Genomic DNA, 15,837 nt, shown 5'->3' with positions numbered 1-15,837 from the left:
CCTAGTCCGTGGCCTGCGACATCCGCCCGTCCGGTCACCGGACGGGCGGATGTCGTAAGCTCTTGCCTCGCGCGAGTTCGCACCGCCAGGAGTCGTCCGCTCGGTCGTCGCGCGCTGACGGGCGAACGGGGGTGAGTCGATGGGGTTGCAGCCGCGTCGCGCGCGGGTGCCGGTGGCACTGCGCCGGATGGGTGTCCATCGCGTCGTGTTGGCGGCCGTGATCGCGACAGTGGTGCTGACCACGGCGTTCGCCGCAGCGCTGATCATGTACAGCAGCCAGGCCGGAAACGCCGCGGTACGCGATGCGCTGCGCAGCGCGAGCGGCACATCGATCGCGCTCACGGGTTCGATGCCCGCGGTTCCCGCCGACCAGGCCGCATCCGAGATACGCGGCGACGTGAGCGGCGCGCTCGGCGGCGCGAAGGTGACGGTGTATGAGGCCCCTGAGCTGGACCTCTCGCTGACGGGCTCGGCGGCGAAGGCAGGCAAGGCGGCGGCGCTTCTCGCGCCGCAGGATCTCAGGTCGCACGGCACGCTCGTCGCCGGTTCGTGGCCGAGCCACGGCGAATCGGTCAATGCCGAAGTGCCGGTCGCGCTCAACCGCGCCGCCGCGTCTGTGCTCGGCGTCGCGCCGGGCAGCCGCATCAGGGTCCTGACCGACGACGACTCCGCGGTGACCGTCCTCGTCACCGGCGTGTTCGAGCCGATCGACGCCTCCGGCGCGTACTGGGGGCTGGACCCGCTGGCGGGGGCCGGAAGCCAGCAGAGCAGCGGCTCCACGACGGTCGGCCCCTTCTTCACCGACCCGGCGTTCCTCGCGGGCGGGACCCTCTCCGCCCAGCAGATGGAGTGGGAGGCCGTCCCCGACACGCAGGCGATCAGCGCGTCCGGGCTCGCCGCGCACGCCGCCGCCCTGAAGTCGCTGATCTCCGCCTTCGGCACGGACTCCGACCTCGGCAACCCCGGGGCCTCCACCGAACTGCCGGAACTGCTCGCGAGCCTCGCGCCGGCCGCGCAGGTCGCGCAGTCGCTCGTGTACGCCGGGCTGCTCGAACTGCTCGTCGTGGCGCTCGCAGCCCTCTTCATCGTCGTGCGGCTGCTGTCCGAGGCGCGGGAGACGGAAGCGGCGCTGCTCTGGGCACGCGGCGGCACCGGGTCGCAGCTGATCCGGTTGCGCACCGTCGAATCCATGCTGCTCATCGCGCCCGCGGTCGTCGCCGCGCCGTTTGCCGCCGGACCGTTGGCGAGGGCGATCGACCGCTTGGGCGGCGGCGCGAGCGCGTCGCTGCCGCACGCCGCCGTCCCGACGGCCGTCTGGGCCGGGGTGATCGGCTGCGCGCTCGCGGCCGTCGCGGTGATCCTGGCGCCGGCCTTCACCTCGGCGGTCTCGCCGCTGGCGCTGCGCGCGCGGCAGAGCAGGCAGGCCGCGTTCACCGCCGCCGGCCGGGCGGGCTTCGACTTCGCCCTGCTCGCGCTGGCCGGCTTCGCCTGCTGGCAACTGCTCACCTCGAACTCGATCGTCGGCACCGACCAGTCGGGCAACTCGACCTACGACCCGATCGCGATCGCCGCGCCCGCGCTCGCCCTCGCGGCCGGCGCGACCCTCGCGCTGCGGCTGCTGCCGCTCCTCGCGCGGCTCGGCGACCGGCTGACGCGGCGCAGCCGGACGCTGGCCGTGCCGCTGGCGTTCTGGCAGACCGGCCGCAGGCCGCTGAAGCTCGCCGGCCCGGTGCTGCTCACGATGCTGGCCGTCGCCACCGGCGTGCTCTCGCTGAGCGAGTACGCCAGCGCCGAGCGCTCCGCGGCGGATCAGGCCGCCTTCACCGTCGGCGCCGACGCGGACGCGCGCGTGACCGGGGCCGGCTTCACGTCGTCCGACCTCGCCGCGCTCGCCGCGTCGCCGGGCGTGCACGAGGTGAGCCCGCTCCACCGCTCGACCTTCGTCCCCGACAGCGGCGCACTGCTGACCACGCTGCTGGCCGTCGATCCGGCCAGCGCCGCGCGCACCGTGCAGCTGCGTTCCGACCTCTCGTCCGTGCCGCTCAGCACCCTGATGAACGAGGTCTCCGGCAAGGCCGGCGCGAGCGGCCAGGTTCCGGCCGTCGCCACCTCGACGCTCGCGCACACGCTCGGTCTCGGCGTCGGCGATCTCACGTCGGTGCCCGTCGGTTCGGGCACGATCACGGTCCGGATCGTGGCGATCGTGTCCGGCTTCCCGTCGATCTCGACCCCGGGCGGCGGCTTGGTCGTCGGCGAAGCGGCGGTGAATCTCGCGCCGAACGAGGTGTGGCTCGGCGATTCGTCCACCGACACGCCGCGCGGGCTGCCCGCCGGCGCCGTCGTCACCTTCCGCTCGCAGGTCCAGGGCCAACTGCGCTCAGCGCCGCTGACGGAGGAATCGCTGCGTGCGCTGCTCGCCGTGGCCATCGCGACGACGCTGCTGGCCCTGTGCGGCCTGATCGTCAGCGTCCTCAGCACGCGCGCGGAGCGGTCGGCCGAGTTCGCGCTTCTCGACGCGCTCGGGTTCTCCCGGGGCGGGCGGACAGGCACCCTCTGCCTCGAACAGATGCTGCTCGCCGGTCCCGGAGCGCTGGCCGGCGTCGCGCTCGGGCTGCTCCTCGGAAGGGTGGTGATCCCCGTGGCCACGTTGACCGCGAGCGCCTCCAAGCCGCAGCCCGCGGTGACGGTGCTGACGCCGTGGACGCAGGTTCTGGTCGGTGTGGCGGCGCTGCTCGCCGTGCCGCTGCTCACCTTCGTGCTCGCCGGAGCCCGTCGCCGCGAATCGGCTGCCGTGCTCCGTGAGGGGGCGGGCCGATGAGCCGGCCGCACGTCTTCACCGCACGGCGCTATCCCGGCGTCCTGCTGCTGATCGTCCTCAGCTTCCTGACGGCGCTGTTCGCGGCGGGCGTCCCGGGCCTGGTCGAGCGGCAGCTCACGAGCTCGCTTCAGCAGAGTCTCGACGCGACCGGTTCGGTCAACCGGGCGATCACGGCACAGGGGGACGCCCCGCCGAGCACCGCCAGGCTGACCAGCACGCTGAACGCCTTCGCGTACGGCGTTCCGGCCGAGCTGAATCCGCTGACGGGTCAGGCCTGGGCCGGCGCCCGCCTCGCCAAGGGGCTCGGAGTGCGCACCGATGCGTACTCCGCGACGATCGAGCTCGAGTACCGGGCTCAGCTCGGCTCGCACGAGCGGCTGCTGACCGGATCGCTGCCCGAGGGCGTCAACGTCGTCGACGGCCGCGAAGTCTTCGACGTCGCTCTCACCGCCGCGAGCGCGAAGTTCTACGGCGCGCGGGTCGGCAGTGTGATCGACACCCTCGATATCGAGGGGATCGCGTACGGGTTCCGGGTCACCGGAATCGTCGATCCGACCGATCCGTCGTCCTCCTTCTGGAACTACGACGCGGAGCTGGCCGCGCCCTCCCAGGTTGTGGAGCCGGGCGGAAACATCCTCTGGTCGACCGGCGCCCTCATCGGGGAGGGCGAGCTGTCCGCACTGCGTTCGGTCGTGAACACCAACGGGACCCCGGACGCGGTCATCTCCGTCTACGGCGTCCCGCTGGACACCAGCCGGTACACGGCGCAGGAGACCGCGGCGCTGCAAGCCCAGATGACCGCGTTCGCCTCCGGGACCGTGGCCACGGAACTCAACCTCCAGATCACCGCCGGACCCGCCACGACCATCGCCGGCTTCGAGGCCGAGCGTTCGGCGGTCGAGTCCGTGCTGGGACTGATCCTGACAGGCGCGGCGACGGTCGGTTCGGCCACCGTCCTGCTGTGCGCGCGGCTGCTGGTCGACCGTCGTCGCACGGATTTCACGCTGCTGCGGGCCCGCGGCCAGTCTCTGCCGCAGCTCGCGTTCCAGGTCCTCGGCGAGCTCGGCCCGCCGACCGCCCTCGCGCTCGCCGCGGCCGGGATCGCCGCGGAAACGCTGATCGGCTCCACGACCGCGCAGTCCGGGTACCTCTTCGGCGCCGTCTGCCTCGTCGTGCTCGGCGGACCGCCGCTGCTCGCCGTCCTCGATCACCGAGGCGCCGCTCAATCGCGCGCCGAGAACACGGACCCGGTCCGCCGGCGTCCCAAGGCCAGGCGGCGCGTCCTCGAACTCGTACTCGTGCTGCTCGCCGCCGGCGCGGTCGCGCTGCTGCGCCAGACCGGCCTCGGCGGTTCGGCGGCAGGCACGGGCTCGGGTACGGGCGCCGGCTCGAACACGCTCGGCTCGCTCACGCCGATCCTGGTGGCGGCCGTCGCCACCGCCATCGCCGTCCGCTGCTACCCACTCGTGCTGACTCCGGCTGCCCGGGCCGCCCGGCGGCGCAACGGCGCCACGGCGTTCCTGGGCCTCACCGGGGCCGTGCGCTCCTCCCTGAGCCTCGCGCTGCCCACGTTCGCCATCGTCCTCGCGCTCACGCTCGCGGCACTCGGCGGCCTGGCGTACCGGAACGTCGAATCGGGGCGGTCCGAGGAGTCCTGGCTCCAGACCGGCACCGACGCGTCGGTCGCGCTGGGAACGGGGGTGTCCCCGGCAGCCGCGGCGAAGGCGGTCGCGGCGCTGGAGAAGGTCCCCGGCGTCACGCACGCCACCGCCGTCGCCCAGCAATCGCTGACCGGCACGAACATCGCCGCGGTCTACGCGGTGGATCCGAGCTCGTACACGGAGGTCTCCGCCGATTCCCCCTGGCCGTTCGCAGACGCGCTACCGGCACAGCGCGAATCGGGGCCGGTCCCCGTCGTCGTCTCCGCGGACAGCGGCTACCGGCTCGGCTCGGAATTCGAGCTGTCCCCCGGCGCCGCCCCCGCATTCGAGGTGCGCGTCGTCGCGGTGCAGGCCCAGAGTCCCGTCCGGCCCGCGTACGGCCCGGACGAGCCGTTCCTGCTCGTCCCGGACTGGGCCGTCGCCGCGTACCCGCAGTACTGGCTGGTGTCCGAGATCCTGCTGTCCGGCAGCGGAATCAACACGGCGGGGGTGAGCGCCGCGCTGACCGGCACGGTGCCCGGCGAGAGCCACGTCTCGTACCGCGCCGTCGCCCTGGACAAGCTCACGCACCTGCCGCTGGAAGGCCTCGCCGAGTTCGGATACGCGCTCGGCCTGGCGGCGGCCGGCTGCTTCGGGATCTGCGGAATCCTGCTCGCGCTGGCCCTGACCGCGGCCCCGCGCGCCCGCCGGCTGACGCTGCTCGGCACACTGGGCCTGAGCCCGCGGCAGGCGCGCGGCATCGCCCTGGCCGAGACCGCGCCGCTGGCCGCGACCACCGCGCTCGGCGGCCTGCTGGCCGCGCTGACGCTGCCCGCGGTCTTCGGCAGCGCACTGAACCTGACCGTGTTCACCGGACTGGCGACCGAGAGCGGGCTGCGGCTCGACGCCGTGACCCCGCTGCTGACCGTGGCCGCCGCGCTGGTCCTGACCGGCGTCGGCGTGCTGCTGCAGGCCGCGATCGTCCGCCGGCGCAACGTCCCCGCGCAGCTGAGGATGGGAGAGGACGCATGACCGAGGCGCAGACGCCCGCCGCCGACCTGGCGAGCCTGGAGCGCGAGGCCGAGACCGAGGCCCGCACGCGCGCGGGCTACGGCGCCGACGCGCTGATCCTGTGCGACCGGCTGGTCCGCGTCTACGCGGCCGACGGCGTCGAAGTGCAGGCGCTGCAGGGCCTGGACCTGGTGATCCGCCCCGGCGAGCTGACCGCGATCGTCGGGGCCTCCGGCTCCGGCAAGTCGACCCTGCTCAACATCCTGTCCGGCCTCGACCGCCCGACGGCGGGCCGGGCCCGGGTCGCCGACCACGACCTGCTGACCATGAAGGGCCGCGAGCGCCTGCGCTACCGCCGCGAGACCGTCGGCTTCATCTGGCAGCAGACCGGCCGCAACCTGCTGCCGTACCTCGACGCCCGCGAGAACGTCGAGACCCCCCTGCGCCTGGCCGGAGTCAGCCGCTCCCAGCGCCGCAAGCGCGCCGCGGAACTGCTGGACCTCCTGGACATCGGCTACTGCGCCGACCGGAAGCCGAACAGCCTCTCCGGCGGCGAACAGCAGCGCGTGGCCATCGGCGTGGCCCTGGCCAACCGCCCCAAGGTCGTCCTGGCCGACGAGCCCACCGGCGAGCTGGACACGGCGTCCGCCGACACCGTCTTCCAGGCCCTGCGCACCGCCAACGACGAACTCGGCGTCGCGGTACTCGTCGTCACCCACGACGAGAACGTGTCCGGTCAGGTGCCCCGCACCGTCCAGATCCGCGACGGGCGCACCAGCAGCGAGGTGCTCCGTACCGCCTTCGGCGACCGCGCCAAGGCCGAGGAGTTCGCCCTCCTCGACCGCGCCGGCCGCATCCAGCTGCCCGCCGAGTACATCGACGCCCTGGAGCTGCGCGACCGCGTGCGCCTCGGTCTGGAACCCGAGCAGATCACCGTCCGCGACGGCCGCGCGGACGGCGCGCACCCCGACCACCGCGACGACCGCGAGGAGCCGACGATATGAGCGCCGCGACCACCCCCGACGCGACCGCGCCCGGCTCCGGATCGCCGATCGTGCACGTCGAGAACCTCCACCGCAGCTTCGGCACCGGCACCGCGAAGGTGCAGGCCCTGCGCGGCGTCAGCTTCACCATCGGCGCCGGGGAACTCGTCGTCCTGCGCGGCCGCTCCGGTTCCGGCAAGACCACCCTGCTGAACCTGCTCGGCGGCCTCGACCGCCCGACCAGCGGCACCGTCACCGTGGCCGGCCGGCGCCTCGACTCCATCTCCGCCGCCGACCTGCTCGACCTGCGCCGCCGGAAGGTCTCCTTCATCTTCCAGTCCTTCGGCCTGATCCCGATCCTCACCGCCGCCGAGAACGTCGGCGTCCCCCTCCGCCTCCTCAGCGTCCCCGCCGCCCGGCGCGAGGAGCGCGTCAGAACCCTGCTCCAGCTGGTCGGCCTCGGCGACCACGCCCGTCAGCGCGCCCACGAACTCTCCGGCGGCCAGCAGCAGCGCGTGGCCATAGCCCGGGCCCTGGCCGCCGAACCCGCCCTCCTCCTCGCCGACGAGCCCACCGGCCAACTCGACTCCCGCACCGGCGCCCAGATCATGCGGCTGCTGCGCACCCTCGTACGCACCGAAGGTGTCACCGCTCTCATCGCCACCCACGACCAGGCCCTCATGGAGATCGCCGACCGCGTCCTGACCATCTCCGACGGCCACCTCACCGAGGACGCCGCGGTCGACGGAGCGTTCGGCGCCGTGGCCGCTTCGTGAACCGCGAGTAAAACCGCTTATTGATCCAGCCGGAGGGCGTGCCTTCGGATCACTGGCTTTCGAGGGCGGTGTGCGGGGCCGGGGCGCCGCTCGCGTCCGCCTCGGCTTCCGTGTCCGCGACCGCTTCCGTGTCCGCGTCCGCTTCGTGGTCGATCCAGGCGTCGATGCGGGTCCACTGGTCCTTGAGCCAGGTCTCGCGGGCGGGGTCGGCGGCCGGGATGTCGGTGACGGGGACTGACCACCAGGCCAGCCGGACGGGGTGCTGGAGCGGGACGGCGCGCCAGGCTTCGGGGACGGTTTCGATGTGGTCCAGGCCGGTGTGGGCGACGAACAGGACATGGGCGCTCGGCGGGGCGGCGTCGATGGCGGCGAAGACGCCGGTGGGTTTGGCGGGCAGGACGTGGTTCAGGGAGGCCGCGGTGGCGAGTATCCGGCGGTCGCGCCGGCGGCGGAGGCGGTCGATCAGGCGGCGGCGGCGCTCGGTGGTGAAGTTGCCGCCTTCGGGGAAGGCGAGCAGCGCGTCTCGGGGGCCCAGGGAGGCGGACAGTTCGGCGATGCGGCCGGGTGCGTCGGCGCGGGCGGTCTCGCTGCGGCCCACGAAGCAGTTCGGGGTGCGGCCGAGGACGATGTCGATCAGCGGGTCCAGCCGCAGGATCTCCTTGGCGACGAGCCTCGGCCGCCGGCCGCCGACGGTCAGCAGCGCGTACGCGAGCAGGAAGGAGTCGCCGGGTCCGGCGTGGCGGCTGAAGACGATCAGCGGGCCCTCGGGGAGGGCTGTGCCCTGAGCAGGGGAGACGATCTCCAGGTGGAAGGCCTTGCGCGCCGTGCGGAAGAGCATCGAGAGGAGGCGGGTGAGCAGGGCGTAGTGGGCGTCCTGATCTGATCCGCGGAGGCGGAGGGCGTTGAAGAGTCCTGCGAACTCGGCGGCCAGGTAGGTGGCGGCGAACGCCGCGAATCTGGCGGCGCGTAGGTGGCTGCCGCGGGTGGAGAGCATGGAAAGGCGGTGCAGGGCACTCGTCCCCGCGCTCAGCAGGGCACTGAGCACGGTCACGACAGGGAGCAGCACTAGCGCGATTGCGGACAGCAGGAGCAGGAGGACCGTGGAGCACAGGCGGCGCACGATCGTGTGACGCAGGAGGAAGTCGGGGATCATGAGGGCATCGATTCCAGGTAATCGGTGCACACGCGGTACGCGTCCTCGATGCGCCGGTGCGCGCGCGAGTAGTCGCGGTAGCGCAGGTAACTGGAGACACCGGTCGTGTCGACCGGAGCGCTTCCGCTCGGCAGCAGGTGGGCCGCGACGCCGGGCGGCAGGTCGGCGAGCGCGCGGGAAAGGCGGTGGCGGCGGGAGATCTCGAAGGCTACGGCGGCCACCTCCCACGGCTGGCGCGGGACGGTCAGTGCTCGCTCGACGCGTCCCACGTGGAGGACGAAGATCCGCCGCGCGCCCAGTTCGACTGCCCGACCCAGCGGCACGCTGTCGACCAGGCCGCCGTCGAAGTAGTGCTCGCCGTCGACCTCGACCGCCGGCAGGAGTCCGGGCACCGCGCAGGATGCGAGGACGGCGTCCGTGACGGGTCCCTTGGCGAACCACGTCTCCGCCGCACGTTCGATGCACGCGGCCACGCACTCGAAGCGCAGCGGCAGTTCCTCGATCGGCACGTCGCCCAGGGCGTCGACGAGCATCTGCCGCAGCGGCTCGTTGGAGTGCAGGTGCGTACGCGTGCGTACGGCGGTGCCGATCCTGGTGAACAGCGAGCCCTCGAAGACGCCGCGAGCGTCCAGTTCGGTCCACACCTTCTCCAGCCGCTCGACGGAGTCGAGGCTCGGCTCGGCGGCGAAGACGGCGCCGTTGATCGCGCCGACCGAGGTGCCCAGCACCAGATCGGGCACGATGCCGGCTTCGAGCAGGGCGCGCAGCATGCCGACCTCGCATGCTCCGAGCACTCCCCCGCCGCCGAGTACGAACGCGGTGTGGATCGCGGGTCGAGGCGGTTCTGATTCGCCTGTCATGGGCCCCCATGCTTTCCGTTGCCGTCAGGTCCGCCGCCGGTGGTCTGCGCGCTGAACGGATCCGACGGCGAGGTGGTCGGCGGGTCGGTGGTGGTTGCGGGCGAGGTGCCGGTGGCGGAGGTGCTGCCGGTGGCGGTCGCGGGCGTGGATTGAGTTGAATGCGTGGTCGATGCGGAGGAGGAAGCGAAGGTGGATGGTGCGGCGGATGACGACTGGGGAGTCGAATCCGAGGGCGCGGCGAACGTCGGTGCCGTGGACGGGGCGGTGGACGGGGCGGTGGTCGGCGCTATGGCGGGCGCGGACCTGGCGGGTATGGATATCGACGGCGCGGACGACTTGGCCACCCGTTCGCCTGACCCAGCGCCTGATGCCGCGCCCGACGTCGTCGAGGATGTGGCTCCATTGGTGGCGGCCGGGCCCCCGGGACTTCCGCCCAGTTGGGTCAGGGGGATCACGATCAGCGCGATGAGCGCCGCACCGGCGAGGGCGACGTACGCGGCGTAATGGGGATGGTTGTGGTGGTCAGACTGGTCGGAGTGGTCAGGACGGCCCGGGCGGTCCGGGAAGGCGAATCCGATCGGTGACGACATCGCGGCGGTGTCCGCGCCGACCGCCGCCGTGGAGGGGGATGCCGCCGCTGCCGCGACTGTTGCGGCGGCCAGGGGTCCCGAGGCGGCGGATGCTGCAGAGGCGGCAGAGGCGGCCGACACTGCTGACTCGGCTGAGGCGGCCGACGCTGCTGACGCGGCGACGATCGGCGCAGTCGCCGCACGTGCTGCGCGACTCGTCTTGCCCGCCTTCGTAGTCGTTCTACCCGCCTTCGCGGTCCTGGCCGCCTTCGTGGTCCTAGCCGCCCTCGTGGTCCTGTTCGCCTTCGGCGTCGATGCGCTCGGGCGGAAGGTCAGCGAGCGGGAGCTTGCCGCGTGCTCCAGGACCGCCGCCACCTCACGGGCGCTGGGGCGATCCTCCGGATCCTTGCGCAGGCAGGCGGTATAGGTCGCGTTGATCTCGCCGTGGTGACGGCCGTGGATCGGGAGCGGCGGCGGGGCGGAGAGCAGGTGGGCCACGCCGAGGGCCGGCAGCTCACGCTCCTGATACGGGGCGTGGCCGCTCAGGCACCAGTAGAGCAGGCAGCCGAGCGCGTACACGTCCGAGGCGCTGCGGGCGGCATTGCCGTGCCACTGCTCGGGAGCCATGCACGCCGGCGTGCCGATGAGTGACTGGCCGGTCAGGTCGGTGTCGGCCTCGCGGCGGGAGATGCCGAAGTCGAGGAGCACTGCGCCGCGCGGGGTCAGCATGACGTTGCCCGGCTTCACGTCGCGGTGCACGACGCCGGAGGTGTGCGCGGTCGCGAGGGCGTCGGCGATCTCGGCGCACACGGTCACTGCCTCGTGCGGGGTGAGTGGGCCCCGGCGGAGCCGCGTGCCCAGGCTCTCGCCCTCGAGGAGTTCGGTGACCAGAAACGGGTGGGTGGCACCGTCCTCCTCGACCGTCTTGGCGAAGTCGAACACCGTGGTGATCCTGGGATGGTCCAGGGCGGCGAGCAGGCGCGCCTCGCGTTCGAGGCGCTCGCACTCGTGGCCCACCTGGCCGTCGAGACCGGACAGCGCCTTGATCGCCACGTCGCGGCCGAGCGACTCGTCGCGTGCCGCCCACACCTCGGCGGTGCCGCCGGAACCCAGCGGACGTAGCAGCCGATAGCGGTGCGCGACGAGTCTGCCCTGCTCCCACGCGGTCCACGGCCCAGTCATCAGCCCCGCCTCCACCCGTTCCGCGCCGAGCCCGCCCTCCCTGTGCATCTGCCAGATCCGCGCTTTCGCCTCAGTCGTAGCGTCTGTTCCACCCCGGTCGCCCGCCGGTATCACCGGCGGGCGACCGCTCCCTGTCACCAGTGTGCTACGTGGCGTAGCCTCCGTGCGAGTCGGTGGGCGGAGGCGCGGGACTCGGCGCGGGCCTGCTTCAGCTCGCCGCGAACCTCGGTCCGCCGCCTGCCGGTGATCCTGCCCCTGATCTGCAGCGCCCGGCCCTTCGTCATGTCCATGAACTGGCGCATCGTACGGGGTGCGGTCATCGGAGTGACCTCCTCATCCGACGGACGCGTCGTCGTGACGCGTCGTTCGGCTTCAGGTGCCCGCACGGGCCGGAATTCATGCGTTCATCAGATTCCGGCTGCCGCATGCTCCGTCCACCTGCACTGTCGGGCCCGTCGGCCAGACTGGGGCGCCGGGGGCGAATCAGTGAACGAGGAAACCTTCGACGCCTTCGTCCCGCCCGACGCGTGGCGCGGGCACCTTCACCCACGGCGCGCTGGCGCGTGCGGCATTCGAGTGAAGATCGACAGCAGAGCCATGGCGTCGGCGGATGAATTGATCTCCGATGCGCGGGCTCGGTGGCTGGACGCGGAACCGCTGCGATTGGGGCGGCCGGGGTCGAATGGATCATCACGGTCACGTTCTGGCCGATACCGGACCGCGCTTCGGCGTCGATGCCGCCCTGGCGCTCGGGTACGTCGCTTCGGCCGGATCGTCTTCGATGTGCGGCTTCGATGTGCGGCATGCCGCCGGGCGTCCGGCGCGGCAGGCGTGGATCGAATCCGTGTCGAATCCGTATCGAAGGCACATTCCTGACACCGCGTAGGCGATCGGGTATTGACGCCCCCGGGGTTCACCCGTAGCCTCTCCAGCTGTAGTGAGGTTCTGAAAGGTTTCAGTCCACGCCGAGGGAGGCGATGGTGTCCAGCAAGGAAGCTGACGCGATCCGCTGCCGGCGCGGGGGGCCACGCGGATTCGCCGCCCCCGGCGCAGCGCCGGATCGGGCACCTCGCCGGTGCGCGTACGCCCGCCTGCCCGCTCCACCTGGCTACTCCCTGGGCTGGAAACCGGCCGTTAACCAGCGTCTCAGCACGCTGAAGCTCCGCCTGCCCTAGCGCCGGATCCGGCGGGCCCGCAGCATCGAGACACCGCTCGCTGCTTGCAAAATCCGCGCCGTGCGCGTGTGTCAAGCACACGGCCGCCGACTGGACCGCGCCCTCGCACGACTCGATCGCACTGCCCCGCCTCGGTTTCGAGGCACTTTTTTCGGCCTCGGACTGAAACGTTCAAATGGTGTCGCGAAGCTTGCGCCCTTCTCCCCGATGCTGACGAGAAAGGACCCACCCGCATGGTCATGGCCCAGCGCCCAGCCGAGGACGGCATCGGCCGCCGCCGCTTCATCGCCGTCGGCGGCGCGACGACGGTCGGCGGGCTCAGCGCCCTGATGGTCCCCGGCGCCGTGGCGCACGCCGACACGGCGTCGTCCACCGCCACCGATACGGCCTCATCAGCGGCGGCCGGCAGCTCCAACGCCGCCGGTGCGGCGTTCGCACCACTGCGGATCGACACGCTGCGGACCGCTTCGATGACGAGCCCGATGGGCGTCGACCTGCCCGCTCCGACGCTGAGCTGGCAGCTGGTCGACGACGCGCGGCGCACCACCGCCGGACCGACGTACGCGGCGCAGACCGCTTACCAGGTGCAGGTCGCCACCGACGAGCAGCTGCTGCGCTCGGGCAAGCCCGACCTGTGGGACAGCGGCCGGGTCATGTCTTCGCAGAACTGCCAGATCGCTTACGGCGGACGTCCGGTCAGTTCACGCGCCGTGGCGTCGTGGCGGGTGCGCGTCTGGGACGCCGACGGCCGGGTCACCGACTGGAGCGCCCCCGCGACGTGGGAGCTCGGCCTGCTCTCCTCGTCGGACTGGAGCGCGAGCTGGATCGGCAATGCCGAGTGGGAGGCGCCGCAGCCGCTGACGGTGACGCTCACCAGCGCGCAGACCGCCCGCTATGTGCGGCTGACCGTCACCGACCTCGGCCGTCCGGCGGCCCCGCTGGGCGATCCGGCGTTCCAGCCGCAGCTGCAGATGGCGGAATTCGAGCTCTTCGACTCCTCGGCGCCGGGCGTGAACGTCGCGCTGGGTGCCGCGGTGACCGCGTCGGAGAGCATCACCGTCGCCGGGCAATGGGCGCCGGAGTACCTGACGGACGGCAAGATCAGCTCGGTCGACGCGCCGCACGGCTACCAGAGCGCGATCCACCCGGCCACGGACGTCTCGGCGACGCCGATCCTGCTGACCTTCGACCTCGGCCAGGACCGCACCTTCGACACCGCCGCCGTCTACCAGCTCTGGGACGCGCCGAGCCAGTGGGGCGTGACGCCGAACTACCCGCGCACCTTCACCATCGGCGTCTCGGAGTCGCCGAACGGGCCGTTCACCACCGTCGGCACGATGAAGAAGGACGACAAGCCGTATCCGCCGTCCAGCATGCACAACGCGCCGGCCGCCCTGCCTCTGTTCGCACGCCAGTTCACCGTGCCGAACAGCTCCGTCGACAAGGCGCGGCTGTACATCTCGTGCTCCGGCATCCACATCGCGACGGTCAACGGCCGGCCGGTCACCGACAACGTGCTGGAGCCGCCGGTCAGCAACGTACTGCGGGAGGTCCAGTACGCGACGTACGACGTGACGAACCTGATCCGGCACGGTCAGAACTCGGTCGGCGTCGAGCTCGGCGGCGGGACCTGGGACATCTTCAACACGCTCGCCAACCCGTCGCGGTACATCAAGGCCACCGCCGGTTTCGGCCCGCCGCGGCTGATCGCGCAGCTCGAACTCACCTACCCGAACGGCCGCACGCAGATCGTGGCGACGGACGGCGCCTGGCAGACCTCGCTCGGCGCGACGACCTTCAGCAACTGGTACGGCGGCGAGGACTACGACGCCCGCCGGGAGCAGGCCGGCTGGGACTCGCTCGGCGCGGACCTGACCGGCGGCGAATGGAAGAGCGCTGTCGTCACCGGCAAGCCGGCCTCGGGGACGGCGTTGTCAGGGCGGCTGATGCCGGGCGTGCAGATCGTGGAGAGCGGTACCGCGACCGCGGTGACCAACCCGTCCTCGGGCATCTACGTGTTCGACTACGGCGTCAACGCCGCGGGCTGGCCGGAGCTGACTGTCAACGCGCCCGCCGGGACCGTCGTCACCCTGCGTCCCGGCGAGCGGCTGAAGAACGGGCTGATCGACCAGTCCACGACCGGGACGCCGATCTACGACACATACACGGCGGCGGGCACCGGCGACGAGGTCTGGCACCCGCGCTTCATGTACCACGGCCTGCGCTATCTGCAGGTCGAGGGACTCCCGCAGGCCCCTGCGACAACCGACGCGACCCGGCACGTCCTGCGCGCCGCCAACGCCGAGTCCGCGACGTTCACCTGCTCCGACGAGCTGCTCAACTCGATTCACACGATCATCAACCGGGCGTTGCAGAGCAACATGTTCTCGACGCTGACCGACTGCCCGCACCGCGAGAAGCTCGGCTGGCTCGACGACATCGGCCTGATCTTCGACGTGGCCGCGCGCAACTACGACGTGGCCGCGATGTACCGCAAGATCGTGCGCGACATGTCCGAGGCGCAGAGCGAGGACGGCCTCGTGCCGACCACGGCGCCGGAGCTCGCGCAGTTCGCCGGGGCCTATCGGGACGACGCGAACTGGGGCGGCTCGATCATCCTGGCGCCGTGGCAGATGTACCGGTTCTACGGCGATCTGCAGACGGTCCGCGACTACTACCCGGCCATGCAGAAATACCTGGGCTATCTCGCGACCCAGTCCTCCGGCTACCTGCTCAACGACGGGCTCGGCGACTGGATCACGCTGAACACGACGACGCCGGTCGGCGTGACCGCGAGCTACGCGTACATGCGGCTGGCGACCACGATGGTCAAGATCGCGAACCTGCTCGGCAACGGCTCCGACGCGGCGACCTACCAGCAGCTCGCGACGAACATCTCGGCCGCGTTCAACGCGAAGTACTACAACGCCTCGACCGCGAGCTACAGCTCCGGCAGCCAGGCGTGCAACGCCCTCGCGCTCGACGGAGGGCTCGTGCCGGCCGCCGACCGGGGTGCCGTACTCAGCACCCTGATCGCGACGATCCGCGCGAACGGCAACCACCTGGACGTGGGCGAGGTCGCGCTGCCCGCGGTCTTCCGCGTGCTCGCGCGGGCCGGGCGGCACGACGTGATCCACGACATCGCCACGCTGACCTCGTCGCCGAGCTACGGCTACCAGGTCGTGTCCGGTTCGACCTCGCTGGCCGAGGACTGGGGCGGCCTGGGCACGAACGGGTCGCAGAACCACTGGATGCTCGGCGCGCTCGACGCCTGGTTCACCGGCGGCGTCGGCGGCATCGACCAGAGCGAGGACTCGGTCGCGTTCAGCGACCTGGTGATCGCCCCCGCCGTCGTCGGCTCGCTGACCTCGGCGGCCGCCACGTATCAGAGCCCGCAGGGCCGGATCTCCACCAGCTGGCAGACCGGCCCGGGCTCGATCTCGCTCGACGCGAGCGTCCCGGCGAACACGACCGCGACCGTCGCGCTTCCGCTCGCCGCGGCGGGCGGTTCCGCCGCGCAGGTCTCCGCGACCGACGGGGCGAAGCTCACCGGCAACGACGGCACGAACGCCACCTGGCGCGTCGGCCCCGGCGATTGGCGGTTCCGCGCCGCGTCGGCGTGACCAGCACACAACACACGGCACGCAGCTCGCGCACGGCACGCAGCACG

At 72.1% G+C, this 15,837-nt stretch carries 10 protein-coding genes; 6 read left to right on the top strand and 4 right to left on the bottom strand.

From position 1 onward, the window contains the following. The first annotated feature begins 139 nt into the window (after positions 1–139). From KDK95_RS09795 to KDK95_RS09780, 4 genes are read left to right on the top strand one after another with little or no spacing between them, the layout of a single operon-like run. Positions 140–2,818 carry an FtsX-like permease family protein gene (locus KDK95_RS09795; protein WP_212517748.1) on the top strand — a complete coding sequence of 893 codons (2,679 nt, stop codon included), beginning with the start codon at positions 140–142 and terminating at the stop codon, positions 2,816–2,818. Next, complete coding sequence (locus KDK95_RS09790; RefSeq protein ID WP_212517747.1) at positions 2,815–5,490, top strand: hypothetical protein; 2,676 nt, start codon at positions 2,815–2,817, stop codon at positions 5,488–5,490. The genes KDK95_RS09795 and KDK95_RS09790 overlap by 4 nt, the downstream gene beginning before the upstream one ends. Beyond that, positions 5,487–6,473, top strand: a complete 987-nt coding sequence (locus tag KDK95_RS09785; RefSeq protein WP_212517746.1) for an ABC transporter ATP-binding protein — start codon at positions 5,487–5,489, stop codon at positions 6,471–6,473. Before KDK95_RS09790 ends, KDK95_RS09785 begins: the two co-directional genes overlap by 4 nt. Then, positions 6,470–7,228, top strand: a complete 759-nt coding sequence (locus tag KDK95_RS09780; protein WP_249160798.1) for an ABC transporter ATP-binding protein — start codon at positions 6,470–6,472, stop codon at positions 7,226–7,228. The genes KDK95_RS09785 and KDK95_RS09780 overlap by 4 nt, the downstream gene beginning before the upstream one ends. Positions 7,229–7,277: 49 nt before the next feature. Here KDK95_RS09780 and KDK95_RS09775 read toward each other — a convergent pair whose 3' ends face one another. From KDK95_RS09775 to KDK95_RS09760, 4 genes are all read right to left on the bottom strand, one after another. After that, on the bottom strand, positions 7,278–8,381 hold the full coding sequence (locus KDK95_RS09775; protein ID WP_212517745.1) for a 1-acyl-sn-glycerol-3-phosphate acyltransferase: 1,104 nt from the start codon (positions 8,379–8,381) through the stop codon (positions 7,278–7,280). Further along, on the bottom strand, positions 8,378–9,241 hold the full coding sequence (locus KDK95_RS09770; RefSeq protein ID WP_212517744.1) for a patatin-like phospholipase family protein: 864 nt from the start codon (positions 9,239–9,241) through the stop codon (positions 8,378–8,380). Before KDK95_RS09770 ends, KDK95_RS09775 begins: the two co-directional genes overlap by 4 nt. Further along, positions 9,238–11,040: a serine/threonine-protein kinase gene (locus tag KDK95_RS36795; RefSeq protein ID WP_212517743.1), complete on the bottom strand. Its 1,803-nt coding sequence runs from the start codon at positions 11,038–11,040 to the stop codon at positions 9,238–9,240. Before KDK95_RS36795 ends, KDK95_RS09770 begins: the two co-directional genes overlap by 4 nt. Positions 11,041–11,126: 86 nt before the next feature. Further along, complete coding sequence (locus KDK95_RS09760) at positions 11,127–11,312, bottom strand: hypothetical protein (protein WP_212517742.1); 186 nt, start codon at positions 11,310–11,312, stop codon at positions 11,127–11,129. A gap of 362 nt (positions 11,313–11,674) precedes the next feature. On the opposite strand from KDK95_RS09760, the gene KDK95_RS09755 reads away from it, so the two are divergent. Next, positions 11,675–11,878, top strand: coding sequence for a hypothetical protein (locus KDK95_RS09755; RefSeq protein ID WP_212517741.1), 204 nt, complete (start codon positions 11,675–11,677; stop codon positions 11,876–11,878). 522 nt (positions 11,879–12,400) lie between these two features. After that, positions 12,401–15,790 (top strand): alpha-L-rhamnosidase, encoded by a 3,390-nt coding sequence (locus tag KDK95_RS09750; protein ID WP_212517740.1) that lies wholly within the window; start codon positions 12,401–12,403, stop codon positions 15,788–15,790. Positions 15,791–15,837 lie beyond the last annotated feature (47 nt).

The organism is Actinospica acidithermotolerans (assembly GCF_018139625.1).
Lineage (GTDB): Bacteria > Actinomycetota > Actinomycetes > Streptomycetales > Catenulisporaceae > Actinospica > Actinospica acidithermotolerans.
This window is presented reverse-complemented; position numbering and strand designations above follow the sequence as displayed.